Here is a 17,392-nt window from a genome sequence, read left to right as displayed (position 1 = left end):
ACCAACTCGGTTCTGATTAACAGAACGGCGGCCGCCACGCTGGGATATACGCCGGATCAGGCAATCGGTAAGTGGATACAGAATACCATAAGGGATAACTCCAGACGCAGAATTATTGGAGTAGTGGAGGACTTTAACTTTCTTTCTCTCAAAGACAAAGTGGAGCCACTTGTTATTTCTCCGAATGAGGATAACCGAGTGGCATTGATTGCGCTGAAATCGGGGAATATCAAGTTGGGGATGAATGCTATCGAAAGGGAGTACCGAAAGTTGGCACCGGATTACCCTTTTGAATACAGCTTTCTTGATCAACGTTTTGATGAGCTTTATAGGAAAGATATACAGCAACAAGCACTTATGACTATTTTTTCGGCACTCTCCATTTTTGTTGCCAGCCTTGGTCTTTACGGACTGGCGTCGTTTACGACAGCTAAACGTACGAAGGAAATAGGTATACGCAAAGTAAGATCAGCCTGCTATTATTTTTGCCAATATCGGTACAACGATGACAGAGGCCAAAGATGACCTAGTGGAAATAAAAAGTCGACTACGAATGGCGGCAATTAAAAATTATTATATCCATTGCGATGCCGCTTTAGCCGGGGTATACAGTGCGTTATTAAATTTAAAACCGGGTTTCGACTTCGGTCATGGAGCCGATAGTTTGGCCATCAGTGGGCATAAGTTTATTGGCTCCCCCATTCCTTGTGGACTAGTATTGGTAAAAAGGAATTATAAAGAACGGATTGGAAAGGCCATACCTTATATTGGAACGGTGGATACAACCATCACGGGGAGCAGAAATGGTCATAGTCCCGTCTTTTTATGGTATGCTATAAAGAAACTGGGACGCGAGGGACTTCAACGAAGGGCAACGGAAAGTCTTACGATGGCAACCTATCTGGAAAGCCAACTATTGGACCGGGGAATCCAAGCTTGGCGAAACCCTTCGGCTATTACAGTCGTTTTTCCGGAACCTTCGAAACACCTGCGTCAAAAATGGCAATTAGCAACTGAAAATGGGTGCAGCCATGTTGTCTGCATGCCGGGCGTGGAAAAAACGCAATTAGACGAATTTTTAAAGGATATGCAAGAAGACTTTTCAATACAAGAAAAACAAAATTATCTAGTATAGAGCGAGTGAAGGCTGATGTCTGATAACTGACAGCCATAAAATATGTGTTTGGTAAGGTCGCCTACAATTTTCTGAGGCGGCCTTTTTTATTGATACCTATTGGGAGCATCGGGGTGCTCTTTTAAGTAACGGCGGGCGGCTGCATCATAATTCGATAGCCATTCCTTTAAGGACATCTTCTCCGCTAAATTTCCATAGGGTACTTGATAAATATCGCCGCTTCCCGTTGCGTAAAACAATAGATCTGGATTGTCTACCCTGTGATAAGAGCCATTGGCGTCGTAGCGGAAAGCATTGATCACATAATAAGGGAAGCTTTTGCTCGGTTTTTCCACAATCTCAAAATGAAGATTTTTTTCCTTTTCCGTTAAGCGGTTGTAATAATTTGCAAAATAAGCTTTGCTGATGAGGGCTTGACTATCTAATTTCTTTATTAATTTAGCTTCAAATGGATTGTAGCTAAATTGATAGGGTAGATAAACACGATCTATCGCTTGGTCTTGTTCAGATGATTTTTCGGGCAGGGCCTGTAAGATTCGACCTTTTTTGTCTATATAAAAGGTGCTGGCATTCGACATGTCTAAGCGAGGGTGCTCGGTATCTTGACTATAGTCAATAGCGCAACCGTTGCAAGCTCGAGCGATACCGTATTCGAAAGGGCTAACCCAATCCCATTGCGCCTTAATTATTTTTTCGCCATAGCGGTTGACAAAACCTATTTTGTTATTTTCGACGTAGCGAGAAAGCCCCTCCTCTAGGTAATCAGGGCCGTTGTCGAATAGGTAAGGAGCGTATAGTACTTTTCCATTTCTATCATAAGCCAAACCATAAGGCTTCGGATCTTTCAAGTGATGGGAACGTTTTGGAACCAGCATGATAATGCTATCCTGAATAGGCAAGCTAAAATCATCATATGCAATGGGAAGAAAGTAATGCATGGCGGGAATGATGATGTTGCCTTGACTATCCTTAACGCCTAGTAAGCTATCAGGTGAGAGAAAGTAGAATATTTTTCTTTGCTCTTGCGCCGAACTCACGCTGCACAGCATGGTGCAAATGAGAACGAGTATACTCGTGTATTTCATAAGAGTGAAGCTAAGCATTTAAATAAATTCAGGCTAATTTTTAGTTTCAAATTTGCCTTTTTCGAATTAAAATACCGGTTTTCAGGGGCTGATTTAATCCTTTTTCCAAAAGAGAAAGTAAAATCGAGTTTAACAAAAAATGTAACAATTAAGTGGCGATTAAACTATAAAAGCAAGATTCTGTCTTACTTTATACTAAAACAAACAGAACATTAATTTTTCTGGATAGAGCCTCGGGTAGGCAATGGAGGGCATGTCTAAATGAGTCGGCAAATCCGACGATTTATGACATCCCTTTTTATCCAAACCAATTTATGATAAATGCGTCAGATACATTTAAGAGTCGTTATTTGCCTTATTTTTTGCTTTTCATTCTTTTCCGGCTTTTCCCAACATAAGATTATCGGTACTGTCGTAGATAGTGCTGATGGTATCGGGCTGCAGGGCGCCCGTATCAGTTTGTTGAACACCGGAGACTCCATAATCAAGCAAGCAGTTGCGCAAGTGAACGGTCGTTTTGTAATAGATCAACTGCCGAGCGCTGACTATACTCTTTTATTAACCTATATCGGCTATAAACAAAGCAAGCGAAGGATAAAAATAGCGGATCGAGACTTGGAATTAAAGTTTCCATTGACAACTAGTTTTACGATGCTTGATGCGGTTAATATTACGGTCGCTCCTCCACCTGTGTTGGTAAAGGGGGATACCACCGAATTTAGTGCCGCCGCTTATAAAACGGAAGCTTACGCTGACGCCGATGCACTAGTTGCCCAGATCCCGGGTGTAGAAATTGACGCGGATGGAAAAATTAAAGCACAAGGTGAAGATGTACAGAAAATAATTGTAGATGGAAAAGAATTTTTCAGCTCCGATCCGGCCGTAGCTTTAAAAACGCTTCCTGCTGATGTAATTGATAAAATACAATTGATTGATGAAAAGAGCGAACAATCAAAGCTAACCGGCTTCGACGATGGGAACAGACGTAAAATCATTAATATTGTCACGAAACCGGAGAAACGGCGTGGCTATTTCGGGCGTATGGCGGGAGCTATCGGTAACCAGGAGCGCTATAATACAGGCGGTTTTCTAAACGCTTTTAAGGGCGACCGCCGAATTAGTGGAAATATTCTTTCCAACAATATCAATCAGGGAAGTTTTTCGAGCAATGAGCTTGTTGGAGCGAGCAGTAGGGGAGGTCGGGGAGGCGACGGTGGTAGCGGTGGAGGGATTGGCCCCAATCATCGAATTGCTTTAAATTACAATAATACGTGGTGGAAGGAGGTGGAGTTTAATGCAGATTATCATTTTAATACGTCCGATAAAGATTTAATTCGAACAGCGAATCGGGAGGTACTTATGGCAGATGAGGCCAACCAGTTTAATATATCTTCGCAACAAACCAATCGAACTAATCAAGGGCATGCCGCTAGCATACGAGTAGTATACAAGCGTGATTCAACGCAACGTTTAACCGTTAATCCACGTATCAATTTCAATAGTGGGAAAACAACGAATACCAACCATACGCGTACACAGGACATTTTACAACAGTTGATCAATACGTCCGATAGGGAAAACAGAGGAAATAACCATGCGTTTACCTTGGGAGGTAGTATTGACTATGGTTTGCGCTTAAGTAGTGAAGGCCGATCGGTTTCTGCGCATCTGGAGAATAACTACAACCGAAACACGAACGAAGCCTTTGCCCTTTCTTATAATACGTTCTATGATAGCGGTACGATGAGCCGATCCGATACAGTCAATAATCGAAATGATAGTCGTTCTAACAGCACGCTTTGGAATGCGCGACTTACTTATACGGAGCCTTTCGGAGCGCATGCCCGACTGATGGGAAATGCGAGTTACCGTAGTAATAATAGCTATTCCGATCGAAGAATGTATGACTTTTTATTGGAAACGGGTCAGTACAGTGAGTTGAATCGGGAACTCTCTAATGAATTCAGGAACGATTATAAATTTTACGGGGCAGGGCTCAACTACCAATATTCTTCGGAAAGTTTTCTAGTTGATTTGGGGATCGACTATCAACAGGCGAAAATGGCAAATGACCGGATTTTTCCGGAGGTAACGAGCGCGTCTCATCAATTCGTTAACTATTTGCCGAATGCAAACCTCATGTATCGATTTTCACGTGATCGACGTGTACGCTTCAACTACAATACATCCACGAATCCGCCAAATGTTTTGCAATTGCAAGATGTAGTGAATAACCAGAACCCTTTGAATATTACAGGGGGCAATCCCAACCTAAAGCAAGAGTTCAGACATGCCTTCTCCTTGCACTATAATAGTGTTAATAGAGAGTCGGGAGCTAACTTTTCAGTTGGTGTGAATGGTGAACTTACCAATAATCGCATTGTCAATTCGACGATTATAGCAGCGATAGATACCTTTATATTGGACAATGTGTTGTTGGGCAAGGGGGCGCAATTTACCCGTCTGGTTAATGTAAATGGGTATTATAGTGTGCGTGCCAATAGCTCTTTTGGTATTCCTATTGAAGCCTTGAAAATTAACTTGAATGCTAATACGACCGTGCATCATAATCGGGATGTAGGTATATTGAATGAACTGGTCACACATACGAATACCTTTGGTATTAATCAACGTATCGGTATTAACAGTAATATTAGCCGTAAGATTATTTTTAGTCTTTCTTATAGCGGGAATTATAATATGGTTCGGAATAACAGTAACCGCGATCTAAGCAATAATTCATACAATCAGCAGATACGAAATGATATTACTTATATTTTCTGGAAGGGATTGCGCGTAGCTTCCAGTTTAAACTATCGCTACAATACCGGCCTTGCTGCCGGCTATGACCAAAGTTTTCTTCTATGGAATGCCTCCATCGGTAAAAAGTTATTTAAAAAGGAACAAGCAGAGATAACGCTTACTGCCTTTGACCTGCTTAACAGTAATACGCAGATTACCCGAAATATTACGGAACGCTATATTGAGGATTCTCAGTCGAATATATTGCAACAATATTTCCTATTAAGCTTCACTTACAACTTACGCCAATTTGGTGGAGGTGGCGGTGGACGTGGCATGCGACTTACGCGGTAATGGTTGGTTTGCTAGTAGGTAAAAAATAGTTAAATTGTTGCTTGTTTAAGTAATAAGCTACTTAACAACTCGATTATTCAACAGCTCAACTATAAACGAATATGACAAACCGATTTTTAACCTGGCTTGCGTTTTTAGCCCTAACATTTCCAAGTTATGCGCAGCAACGATGCCCGATTATCCCTGCACCACTAAAGGCAGATCTTGAAGCAGGTATATTTAGCTTGGATGTGAATACGCCGCTATGGGTGGAGGACCCTGCATTAGAGAAGGTGGCTTCTTATCTGCAACATGAGTTGCTACGTCTGAAGTTTTTACCCTTGGCCCGGAGCAGCAAAAAAATGTCGTGCACTGCCGGCATTCATTTAAGATTAGCAGAAAAGAAAAATATGGCAGAGGAGGCTTATCGTTTGAGGATAACAGAACGGAACATTGTTGTTGAGGCTAACTCGGTGGCCGGAGCCTTTAATGGCGCATCCAGCTTGGTTCAATTAATTAGTGGCATTGATATTAGCAATAACAAGTTGTCAATCCCCGCTTGGCAAATTGAGGATGAACCTGCATATCCCTGGCGTGGATTGATGTTGGATGAATCACGTTTCTTTATCGGAAAGGAAAAGGTAATGGATTTAATCGATTGGATGGCCTTTTATAAATTAAATAAGCTGCATTGGCATCTGACGGATGAACCTGCTTGGCGACTGGAAATCAAAAAATATCCCAAACTGGCGCTGATCGGAGGGATTGGTGATCACAATAATCCGCTGAAACCGGCGGCTTATTATACGCAGAGAGAGATTGCCGAAGTGATTGACTATGCCGCTAAGCGGAATATTTCAATTATTCCTGAAATTGATATGCCAGGCCATGCTACAGCCGCTAATCGAGCTTATCCATACTATAGTGGGGGTGGAAGTCAACAGCACCCTGATTTTACCTTTGATCCGGGAAAGGAAGAGACCTACACTTTTTTGTCAAATATTTTAAGGGAAACCAATGCCGTGTTTTCTTCCGGCATGTTACACCTTGGTGGTGATGAGGTGAGCTTTGGATCGGACAAGTGGATGGAAAATGAGGGGATAAAAAAGGTAATGAAGAAACATCATTTACAGGGATTGAAGGATGTGGAGCGTTACTTTATGGAGCGGATGGCCGATTCCGTATACCAACTGGATGCGAAGCTGCTGGTATGGGATGAAATGGCGGACATTAATTTGCCAAAGGATAGCACTATTATATGTTGGTGGCGCCATGATAAGCCGGAACAATTGCAAAAGTCACTCGATAAGGGTTATCAAACAATTCTCTGCCCACGGTTGCCCTATTATTTTGACTTTGTCCAAGACAGCAGCCATCGTGCCGGCAGGAAATGGGGAGAATTATACAGTCCCCTCGAAAACGTCTATAAGTTTTCCGTGGACAGCTTGGTTCGAAATACAGAACAAAGGAAACTGGTTCTGGGTATACAGGCGAACCTCTGGACGGAAACGGTTACCAATTTAAACCGCGTTGATTATTTGCTGTTTCCACGACTGGCGGGTCTGGCAGAAGCAGCTTGGAGCCATAAGAGCGTGAAAGACTATGCATCTTTTAAGGAACGCTTAAAACAACACTTGCTGCTATATAGGAAGCAGAATCTTTATTTCTACAATCCCTTCCAGCCAAATGATATTCCCGAACCCGTTTACTTTAAAAAAGATCGGAAGGATTTAAATGCAGAGGAGAATTAATAATTAGTGAAAAATAGTTGAATAGTAATAATAGTTAAGTAGTTGTTTGTTCAATGACTTAACTACTTAACAATTCAACTACTCAACAAAGTAACAAATGAAAAAACTAACCTATCTAACCTTATTCCTTTGCCTTGGGCTATACCAGCCCTTAATGGCCCAATTTCCAGGTGCGGTTGAAAAAAGATCGTCGATAACGCTAGAACACGGTGCCCATCGTTTGGGGAAGCGGACGGATGCACAGATGGAAACTTGGAGAAATTATGGTTTAGGCCAATTTATTCACTGGGGCCTTTATGCCATTCCGGGAGGGCATTGGAATGGGAAATATTACGCAGGTGCTGCCGAGTGGATACGCTCTTGGAAAGATATGCCCAAAGATGCCTATGATAATCTCTATAAAGAGTTTAACCCCCAAAATTTCAATGCAAAAGCTTGGGCTAAACAGGCTAAAGATATGGGAGCACGTTATGTGATTATTACTACCAAGCATCACGACGGATTCTGTATATGGCCAAGTCAATATACCGATTATACGATCGCTAACTCACCTTACAAAAAAGATGCGCTGAAGGAAATTGTGGAGGCTTATGAGTCTATAGGAATCGACGTATACCTCTATTTCTCCATTATAGACTGGAATCATAAAGGATACCGTTCTGCCATTCCTGAAACAGGGGAAGAAAAGCGGGCATACGAGGACTTTAAAAAATTTACCGCCAATCAGCTCAAAGAATTACTACGCAATTATCCTAGTACGAAAGGCTTATGGTTTGATGGAACGTGGGATAAGGCTTGGATAGAACAAACGGCTTTTGCCGATAGCCTGGAAGCTGAACTAAGGGAAATGCGCCCTGGCTTGATCATTGGGAGCCGTTTTCGAGCAGATGAATTTGGTCGGAGGCATTTCGATAGTAACGGCGATTTGATGGGTGATTACGAACAAGGGTGGGAACGCAAATTGCCGAATACCATCGAAGATGTACATGGCAATGATTGGGATTGTGTCATGACGATACCGGAGAATCAATGGGGTTATCATTCGGAATGGCGTGGTCACGTAAAGACTAGCGTAGAGCTTATTGAAATGATGGCCAAGTCGGTGGCTTTAGACGGAAACTTTGTACTTAACTTCGGACCGGATGGACAAGGAGCGATCCGTCCTGAAGAAACCAAATTAGCGAAGGAAATTGGCGAGTGGATGAAAGTGAATCATGAAGCTATCTACGATTGCGGCTACGCTGGCTTGGAGAAGCAAGATTGGGGATATATCACTAAACATAGAAAAACAGGCAAGTATTATCTGATTGTTTTCAATATACCGGTATCCGGTGCCTTGCGAATCAAGTTGGCTCCGGGCTCAGATATAGCGAGCCTCTATGACCTGGCTGAACCGAACAGGAACTATTCTCCCGAAGAAATTCACCGAAGTAAAGCGGATGGTAACGAGTTTTTTATTCACCTGAAACACAAGCCTAGTCAACCGATGGTGATTGTATTAGAAAGCACAGATAAAGAGCAGGCAAGTTCTGTATTATATGAAAAAGCAAAAACATAGTTGCTATCATGTGCGGTTTCCAAATAGGTAGAACTTCAACTCGTTACAATTTCTTGTCATAGGTTAATTTTTTTGAACAATGGGATGTCGACCTTTGTATCATAAGATAATAGAAAGGACAAAGACATGGACAATCAAATAAGAGGCATACACCATATCACAGCAATTGCAGGTGATGCTAAAAAGAATTATGATTTTACACACGTGTGCTAGGTTTGCGATTAGTGAAAAAAACGGTGAATTTCGACGATCCGGAGACCTATCATTTTACTATGGCGATGAAGTTGGTACACCCGGTACTATTTTGACTTTTTTCCCTTGGGGCGGGATTTCAGCAGGTAGACGAGGAACACGCCAGGTTACCGAAATCGGCTATTCCGTGCCTGCGGAAAGCTTGGATTTTTGGATGAAGCGATTCGAAGCTAATAATGTAACTTATAATAAAGTGGCAGAAAAATTTGGTGAGCAGTATCTCACTTTTTTAGATCCCGATGGACTTAAATTTGAGCTAACGGTTCCAAAGAATGAAGATACGCGCAAACCATGGACAACCAGTGAAGTAGGCGAATTAGTAGCTACAAGGGGATTCCATCATATCACTATTACCACCAATAAGGCAGAAGCAACAGCAAGGGTGTTGACTGACATTTTGGGTTATCGCTTGACAGAGCAGCACGTTAACCGTTTTCGCTTTATTACCGATCATGCAGCACAGGCCAATTTAGTTGATTTGGTTGAAGCGCCGGGTGAAAGTGCCGGCCATGTAGCAGGCGGCTCGGTACATCATGTTGCGTTCAGGGTAGAAAATGAAGAGGTGTTAATGTATTATCGCCAAAAAGTGTTGGAAGCTGGTTTACAGATTACGGAAAAGATAGATAGAAACTATTTCTATTCACTTTACTTCCGGGAGCCAGGGGGAGTACTTTTCGAAATTGCAACGGACAATCCGGGTTTTGCAACGGATGAAACGGTGGAAGATCTAGGTAAAGGATTAAAACTGCCGCCGCAATACGAAGCTTATCGGGAACAATTGGAAAAAGTGCTTCCTTCTTTGGGATAAGCGGAGAAAGGCGTTGGGTTTAGGGTATAAGGTGTACGCTTTAAGCTCCTGCAACCGCCGCTGCCCGTGCTACGGCTAAAAATTCATAACTCATCGTTCAACACTCATCATTTAATAACATGTACACACACGATAAACAATTTATAAAAGCGGGAAAACCGTTCAATGAAACGGATAAGGCTATCCTTATGATTCACGGACGCGGAGGGAGTGCGGCCGATATTATATCACTTCAGCGTTTTTTGAAGATTGATGATATGGCTATCTTCGCACCGCAAGCTACTAACAATAGCTGGTATCCTTACAGTTTCATGGCACCTGAGCAGGATAATCAGCCTGCACTTGATTCGGCAATAGCCATTATTGGAGAGGTTGTAGAAGAACTCAAAGTGAATGGTGTTTTAGAAGAGCAGATCTATTTTCTGGGTTTCTCGCAAGGTGCCTGTCTAACGCTTGAGTATACGGCAAGGAATGCAAAGAAATATGGTGGTATTATTGCTTTTACAGGTGGATTGATTGGACAACAATTAATTAATCAGCGTTATCAAGGCAATTTTCAAGGTACACCTATTCTATTAACTAGTAGTGATCCGGATGTGCATGTGCCCGTTGCACGTGTGACAGATACAGCGAAGGTCTTGGAAGATCTTGGTGGACATGTTACCTTGCAATTCTTTAAAAACAAAGCACATAGCATCTCGAGGGAAGAGCTGGACTTAGCTAATAAGCTTCTCTAAACTCCCTTTCTCCATTGGGTACAAATAAGCGGGAAATGAGGGGTTATCTATTTCAAGATAGCTCCCTCATTTACTTGTTGTTATTCTTTAGCCGCTATATCGTTACTTTTTGCTAGCAATTTAGCACTTTCTGCCAATCGTATAAATTCCGCACGATAACCCGTTGAATCCGCCCCTCTAGCTGATTTCGCACGATTAATAAGCGCATCGTAATTAGCCTGCTGTTTGAAATCGGAATTCCGCAACAGATGGCAAATTCAGCAATAGCACTTGCGAAGCGAAAATCATCGCTGGTTTCGGCTAGCTGCATCGGCTTATCCAAAACACTAACTTGTTTCATTTTGCTTTTATCTTCTTTTGGTTCCTTGTACCTAAATTTAACCGTAAGCAGTTCATCGGAAGCTTTTGCGACAAATACACTTTTCTCCGGTTGATATTTTAAGGGATCTACACTGCCTATATAAGGCTCTTTAATGCCTTTGGGAACAATTTCATAAAAGGCAGTAACGATATGTCCGGTTCCCATATCACCGCCGAGCTTTTGATCATTGTTGAAATCTTCTTGGTTCAGCAAACGATTCTCGTAGCCCAATAAGCGATAAGCTTCTACCTTAGCGGGATTGAATTCAACTTGCATTTTAACATCCTTGGCTACCGTAAAAAAGGTGGCGCCGAACTCGCTTATCATTGCCTTTTTTGCTTCCATCAAATTATCTATATAGGCATAGTTCCCATGTCCTTTATTCGCCAAAAGTTCCATCTTGCTGTCTTTCAAATTGACCATCCCAAAGCCAAGTACCGATAAGCTGACACCGCTTTGTCGTTCTTTTTCAATCAATGTTTCCATATCCTCGTTACTGGAAGGGCCTACGTTAAAGTCGCCATCCGAAGCCAGGATAATACGATTATTACCGTCTTTTTTAAAATGTTCTCTCGCCAAGTCGTAGGCCATTTTTAAACCGGCACCACCGGCAGTAGAACCACCGGCATCAAGTTCGTCGATGGCATTTTTTATACGCATCTTTTCGTTAGCCCAAACAGGCGCAAGTTTGATTCGCGCGGTGCCGGCATAGGTCACAATGGCCACTCGGTCTTCTTTGCGCAATTGATCGACTAACATCTTTAATGACGATTTTACTAGGGGTAATCGATTGGGACCGTCCATTGATCCCGACACATCGATTAAGAAAACGAGGTTTGCAGGTGGAAGTTTCGCGGCATCAATGGCTTTTGCCTTCAAGGCAATACGCAACAGACGATGGTGAGGATTCCAAGGGGCTTGCGATAGTTCCGTGTGGATCGCCACGGGCTCATTATTTTGAGGGGCCGGTAAATTATATTGAAAATAGTTGATCATCTCTTCCAAACGTATGGCATCTTTTGGTGGTAATTGACCGTTATTGATAAAGCGGCGAATATTGCTATAGGACGCACCATCAACATCAACCGCAAAAGTTGATAAGGGCTCTTTTTTTGGACTGACAAACCCGTTTTCTTTAATTTTTTGATAATCTTCCGTCGATGGAAGATGCTGCATATAGAAAGGTGACGATGGGGGACGCACGTGTAAGCCAGGGCTATAGGCCATCAATGTTTGTGCGCCGCGTTTTTTGACATGCGCATGCTCCACTACGGTGATCTCTTGTAATGCGACAGAAGGTATTAATGTCACGTCCAGCTGCTTCCCTGCCCCAATCGCGACACGTTTACTTTCGAAACCGAGTTTGGAAAAAATAAGAAACTTTGCTCGGGGAGTCAATTTAATAGTATATCGACCCTTTGCGTCTGTGAGCGTACCGATAGTTGTACCTTCTATAAGAACCGAAACACCCGCTATACCTAGTTGATCTGCCTGATTGTAAACGATGCCATTAACGGTCAGTTCCGAGCTTGGCTTGAAGGAAAGCAGGCTAAAGAGGAGTAGAATTACTGATATTCTTGTATTCATAATCGTAAATTTTGCCCAAGGATGCAGTGCTATCTATAATTCCATAATTTTTTTTATAATAACTATTTACAGGGCGTTAGGCTATAAGCAGTAAGCTATAGGCAGTAGGCTTTAAGCACGACTTAACGATCAACCTAAGCTAGCTAATTGGCTCATTATCACATTGGCTAATTAACCTCTCAACTGTTTAACTACTTAACTAATCAAAAAAAAGCATTATTTTACGCTCGGCATGAATTGGTTCCAACGCTCAAAAAAAACGAATGAGACACTAGACGATGCGTCATTGTTAAAACGTTATCTCCATACACGAGATTTAACGGTTTTAGGTGAGCTATATGAGCGGCATACGGAAATGGTATATTACGTTTGCTTTCGTTATTTGGAGGATGGAGAGCGAGCAAAAGATGCGGTCATGCAGCTGTTTGAAGAGCTGATCGTAAAGGTAGAAAAGCAAGAAATTAAGAAATTTGTCACCTGGCTTTATGTGTTGACTAGAAATTTCTGTTTGATGCAGCTACGGTCGGAGAAAAAGATGCAATGGGTTTCCATGGAAGAATTTGTGGAATTTCCTATGGATGTGCATCCTGAAGACCGGGAAGAAAAAGAGATTGCTTTGGTAGCTTTGGAAAAATGTTTAGAAACGCTACCGGAAAAACAAAAGAAGAGCATAGACCTCTTTTTTCTGAATGAGAAATGCTATAAAGAAATTGTGGATATAACAGGGTATTCGCTCAATGAGGTAAAAAGCTACATTCAAAATGGCAAGAGGAATTTAAAGAATTGTATGGATAATCACCGTGAAAGAGCATAAATCTGACATAGCGTTAATTAAGAGCTATCTAAAAGGAGAGCTGAGCCGCGAAGAAATGTATCAACTGGAGCGGCGGGCACACAACGATCCTTTGTTGATGGATCTATTGCAGGGAATGGAGAAAGGGGATGAGCAGATGCACGTGGGGAACTTAGCGGATATTAAGGGACGTATGCGGGAGCGGCTTAATACGCCTGCTATTCATCGAAAAAAGCAGTCTCTTTGGTGGATGGCCGCTTCTCTTGTGGGAGTTCTCTTCTTTATGGGATATTGGATCTTAAAGAAAGAATTCATTCAACAACCCACTTTGGTGCAAGAACAAAACCAGGCAAGGGATTCGCAAACTAGCGTTAAAAGAGATTCTATGCCTTTGATTGCGATGAAACCTGTTAAAGAACCTAAAACCACTGCCAAGGCCCCGGTACCGACGCGTTCATCAGCGGCACGTCGTAAACCGGTATCTTCTTTGAACCAAGTAGAAGAACCATCACATCAGAAGGCTACAGTAGTAGACTCTCTTGTGGAAACACATGCTGAAACTGCCTTAGCGACTTTAGCGCCCAAACAAGTGGTCGAACCTACACCTATTCGAGGACGTGTCGTGGACGAACATACGGAAGAACCTTTAGCAGGCGTGACCGTGAAAGCAGCCAAACTTACAAGTGTCGTTACAGATTCGAACGGTCAATTCACCCTTTAAATCCGCAAAGAGCCGAAACATTAAAGGTGTCCTATTTGGGATATGAAAATCGAAATGTCGCCGTAAAAGATCAGGATAGTGTAATGATTGCCATGCAGCCGGTAAATGCGACCCTGAATGAGGAAGTGGTTTCGGCTTATAACCGACAAGGGACAAAAAAGAGCGTGTCATCGAAATTAGCGAGCCGCACTCTTGATGTTCATATCACTAAGGATTCAACCATCAGCATACCTTCCGCGAGATTAGTCACCGAGCCCCTCATTGGTTGGAAGGCCTATGAGAAGTATTTGGAGGAATCGACAGGAGCCATTAAAGACCGAGCGGGCCGAGTCAAAATCGCTTTTTGGCTAGATAAAGATGGTAAACCGGAAAATATACGGGTTATTAAAAGTCTGGATCCCAAACATGATAAACGAGCTGTGGAGATCGTACGAAATGGCCCGCTTTGGAAGAAGATGGATGTCAACCGGGAAATAAGTATTGATATCGATTTTAAGGTAGTTAAGTAGTTAAGCCGTAAAACCGTAAAGTAGGTGGGTAGTGATAAAACTGTAGCAGCTACAGTAACACCAACCAACAGAGGGGCAGACAAGCTCAATCTTACCCTAAAGCTAATTGTTAAGTTGTAAAATAAGAACAGGGAATTGACCCCCTTCTTCCTATTTCTTTTCTACCCGAATATATGACGTTGACTTACCTAATCTTCCATTCACATCAAGTCCTTCTATTTCGATACGATAAATTCCCGGTTCGTCTGCCGTATAGAAAGAGATGGAGGCGGGATGCTCCTTTTGAACGACTATTCCGGGTTGCCAGTAGACGGTGGTACGTCGATCGGAACCCGTAGTATCTGCAGCTGCTTCGTAATCCGGTGATTCAAAATTACGGATTTCATAGAAGCCTTGCGGACTAAAGGTTGTCAAGCCGGGGGCATAGAGTTCGGGACCGAAACGTCTAGGCTGATCGCCTCTTCTTGTAGTGATCACCAGCACACCATTGCTTCCCCACATACCGTAAATGGCTGTATTACCTACTGTTCGTAATACTTCAACGGAGGCCACGTCAAAAGGGTTAATAATATTGAGCGCGGAAGCGTCCATGTACATGCCATCCAAAATGATTTGCATTGGCCGGTTCATGGAACGGGTACTATATGGGATACCATTAACAAAACGTACGCCTACAAGCCGTCCTTGTAGACAAATATCGAGTGTCGGACAGCCGTTAAAATATAGCTCATCACCACTGATAACTTGGTCGGCATTCCCCGGACCATTCAAATTAGATGAATGTTTGGCCGGGTTCTCTTTTTTCGCGTTGACTTCCACTTCCTCCAAAACAATGCTTTTCCCGGAAAAACCATATTGTTGTACTTCATCAAGCGATTTTTCGCTATTTTGATTTGAAGCCCCTTCCTTCGCAGTTACTTTCACTTCTCCCTCACGATCTTCTTGGGATATGGCCTGACTGGGGACTTCATCCAATTTTACTTTTACATTTTTTTTGCCTTTTGCATCTCTTGCCTGAACGAGGAAATCGGTTTGATCATAAAACAATAGTTTGTCGAAATTAAAACGGCCAGCGCTGTCTGTCACCGTATCTAAAACAGTCGCAGTTGGTTTAAAGGACGCAATGGTCACTTTTGCATTGGCGACCGGCTCGTCTTGCTTATTGGTTACAATACCGCTGATCCTTAATTCTTTTTCAGGTGTATAGGCAATCTCGGGGAACTTGCCCTCTTTTACATTTTTCCAAAAGCTACGATTAATAGACTGAGTGAGCATCAGCACATCTATTTGCTGCTGAGTCTGCTTGTTTTGATGAACAATGTTGATCGGAGGTTGATCAAAGGTGTTGTAAGTATTAGCTTGAAGCCATAAGGTCGAAAATATATTCTTGTCTGCTTTAGGAATTTGGGGTATTTTGTCGATATTCACCACTGAAGCGGAAAAAGCACCTATATCGGTTGTATCAGGCATAAGCCCTTTTATTTCAAGGGTAATCTTTTCGCGAGTACCATAGCTTGTTTGATTTGGTCTTGCTTGTAGTATAAGGGTATCGCGGGGGTTCAAAATGAAGATTTTGCGGGAGCCGATCAGATCCATTTGCTCATCTAACAAAGCTACCTCAAGTATGCCTGAGGGTAAATCTTTTTTAGGGATATTAAATGTAATCGCTGGTTTGCTCATCGACTGTTTCGCTGCGTAGAATACCATACCCTGGCTTTGAATGATGCATGCGATTTGCTGATTTTTTATATGACTTTGCGAGGCCGTCAATTGAGCAACGATCCCCTGCTCCATTAAATTGTTGACGGCCAAATGAAATCCTTCTGTTTGCACGTCTGGCAAAGGCATACGGATGGTATCACCGTCAGCAAAATATACCAGTACGGAATAGGCTTTGTCGCTTTCCGGGATAAAGTCGAAACTACCTAAACCGGCAGCGTCACTTTTAAATTTTGTGATTACTTGCCCGTTGCTTTCTAATTGCCCCTGCACTTCTTGTTTTTCATCTATAAAATTTCGGATTACTTGGACACCAACCCGGTTTTGGATACCTGCTAGCAGCGTTCCTGCTTCTGCTTGTAGGTGTATCGAACGTTTATCGGGACGGATAATTACCGGAATATTTTTTACAATCGTCCCTTGATTACCGTGGTCGATATGAAGAATTAATAAATCCGGTTGGTCTTTTTTTCGACTTTCATAAGGAAACTGAAAACGCAATCGGCCAAGCTCATCTGTTGCCACTTGCTGTTTAGCAATTGTTTTGCCGTTATTCTTTAGCTCGAAGGCTACTTGCCTATTTAGAATCATCCGGCCTTTAAAGTCCAGCAGCTGGACAGTACCATAAACCTGTTTGTCTTTTTCCGTTGTGTTCTTGTAAATAAAGTTGCTTCTGCTAATAATGCCGCCGGAGTTTTTGTTGTTTACGGTAATTGCTTGGTGAAAAAACAAGCCTTCATCGAAGTTCCGCATCCAATTGGTATAAGCACGGATATGGTATTGGCCTTCTACAAGTGTTTCCGGCAATTTAAAGTCGCCCATTGACAAGCCGGAAATCACCGGTAATCGCCTGGATTGTACTACTTCCTGTTGATCATTCAATAGCTCAACATACATGATTTTGCTAATGGCCGAGAGTAAATTGAATTGACTTACCGTTACATAGGCCTTAAACCAGATATCATCACCGGCTTCATAATATGCCCGATCTGTCTGTAGATAAACCCGTTCTTGTGGATGTTTCTGTTGAAAAGTTTCCAGGTGTTTTAAAGTCCGCTGCAAAGCATCTGTAGTATCATGCTTTTGTGCATATCCGGTTAGGGAGATGAAAACCATTATAAGCAGAAAATAGGAAGGCCGTTTCATGGAATCTTATTTGGTAAGTATATCAACAAGTAAATATAGCGGAAGGTTTTGAGAACAGGAATTTTCAGTCTACCAAATGTTTGAACGCGAAATACCAAACAGAACTGATATCTTGCTATCAACAGATGTGTTGGTGAAATAAAAATAATACCTTC

The 17,392-nt window shown here is 42.3% G+C and carries 11 protein-coding genes and 2 pseudogenes; 10 read left to right on the top strand and 3 right to left on the bottom strand.

The window, feature by feature from the left end; all coding sequences use genetic code 11:
- Both QT327_RS00375 and QT327_RS00370 read left to right on the top strand, forming a co-directional pair.
- A pseudogene (locus tag QT327_RS00375) lies at window positions 1-525 on the top strand (ABC transporter permease); the annotation flags it as partial.
- The gene (locus QT327_RS00370) at window positions 506-1,135 is read left to right on the top strand and encodes a pyridoxal-dependent decarboxylase (RefSeq protein ID WP_289551568.1); all 630 of its coding nucleotides are present in this window, start codon (window positions 506-508) and stop codon (window positions 1,133-1,135) included. The pseudogene QT327_RS00375 and the gene QT327_RS00370, both read left to right, overlap by 20 nt.
- An 86-nt stretch (window positions 1,136-1,221) precedes the next feature.
- Here QT327_RS00370 and QT327_RS00365 read toward each other — a convergent pair whose 3' ends face one another.
- Window positions 1,222-2,220 (bottom strand): WG repeat-containing protein, encoded by a 999-nt coding sequence (locus QT327_RS00365; protein WP_289551567.1) that lies wholly within the window; start codon window positions 2,218-2,220, stop codon window positions 1,222-1,224.
- Between the two features lie 321 nt (window positions 2,221-2,541).
- On the opposite strand from QT327_RS00365, the gene QT327_RS00360 reads away from it, so the two are divergent.
- From QT327_RS00360 to QT327_RS00335, 5 genes are all read left to right on the top strand, one after another.
- Entirely contained in the window at window positions 2,542-5,316 is a 2,775-nt protein-coding gene (locus QT327_RS00360; protein ID WP_289551566.1) for a TonB-dependent receptor, read from the top strand.
- Window positions 5,317-5,417: 101 nt separating this feature from the next.
- Window positions 5,418-7,046, top strand: coding sequence for a beta-N-acetylhexosaminidase (locus tag QT327_RS00355; protein WP_130858102.1), 1,629 nt, complete (start codon window positions 5,418-5,420; stop codon window positions 7,044-7,046).
- Window positions 7,047-7,143: 97 nt separating this feature from the next.
- Entirely contained in the window at window positions 7,144-8,604 is a 1,461-nt protein-coding gene (locus tag QT327_RS00350; RefSeq protein WP_130858101.1) for an alpha-L-fucosidase, read from the top strand.
- Window positions 8,605-8,794: 190 nt separating this feature from the next.
- The gene (locus tag QT327_RS00340; RefSeq protein ID WP_354004742.1) at window positions 8,795-9,664 is read left to right on the top strand and encodes a ring-cleaving dioxygenase; all 870 of its coding nucleotides are present in this window, start codon (window positions 8,795-8,797) and stop codon (window positions 9,662-9,664) included.
- 119 nt (window positions 9,665-9,783) lie between these two features.
- On the top strand, window positions 9,784-10,401 hold the full coding sequence (locus QT327_RS00335) for an alpha/beta hydrolase (protein ID WP_013663951.1): 618 nt from the start codon (window positions 9,784-9,786) through the stop codon (window positions 10,399-10,401).
- Window positions 10,402-10,481: 80 nt separating this feature from the next.
- Here QT327_RS00335 and QT327_RS00330 read toward each other — a convergent pair.
- Window positions 10,482-12,349 (bottom strand): annotated as a pseudogene (locus QT327_RS00330) (YfbK domain-containing protein).
- Between the two features lie 232 nt (window positions 12,350-12,581).
- On the opposite strand from QT327_RS00330, the gene QT327_RS00325 reads away from it, so the two are divergent.
- From QT327_RS00325 to QT327_RS00315, 3 genes are read left to right on the top strand one after another with little or no spacing between them, the layout of a single operon-like run.
- The gene (locus tag QT327_RS00325) at window positions 12,582-13,163 is read left to right on the top strand and encodes an RNA polymerase sigma factor (RefSeq protein WP_013663948.1); all 582 of its coding nucleotides are present in this window, start codon (window positions 12,582-12,584) and stop codon (window positions 13,161-13,163) included.
- A 55-nt stretch (window positions 13,164-13,218) separates the two neighbouring features.
- Entirely contained in the window at window positions 13,219-13,863 is a 645-nt protein-coding gene (locus QT327_RS00320) for a peptidase associated/transthyretin-like domain-containing protein (RefSeq protein WP_289551561.1), read from the top strand.
- Between the two features lie 35 nt (window positions 13,864-13,898).
- On the top strand, window positions 13,899-14,372 hold the full coding sequence (locus tag QT327_RS00315) for an energy transducer TonB family protein (protein WP_289551560.1): 474 nt from the start codon (window positions 13,899-13,901) through the stop codon (window positions 14,370-14,372).
- Window positions 14,373-14,522: 150 nt separating this feature from the next.
- On the opposite strand, the gene QT327_RS00310 is transcribed toward QT327_RS00315, so the two are convergent.
- Complete coding sequence (locus tag QT327_RS00310; RefSeq protein WP_130858097.1) at window positions 14,523-17,237, bottom strand: MG2 domain-containing protein; 2,715 nt, start codon at window positions 17,235-17,237, stop codon at window positions 14,523-14,525.
- Window positions 17,238-17,392: the final 155 nt, after the last annotated feature.

Source organism: Olivibacter sp. 47 (assembly GCF_030372825.1).
GTDB lineage: Bacteria > Bacteroidota > Bacteroidia > Sphingobacteriales > Sphingobacteriaceae > Olivibacter > Olivibacter oleidegradans.
This window is presented reverse-complemented; position numbering and strand designations above follow the sequence as displayed.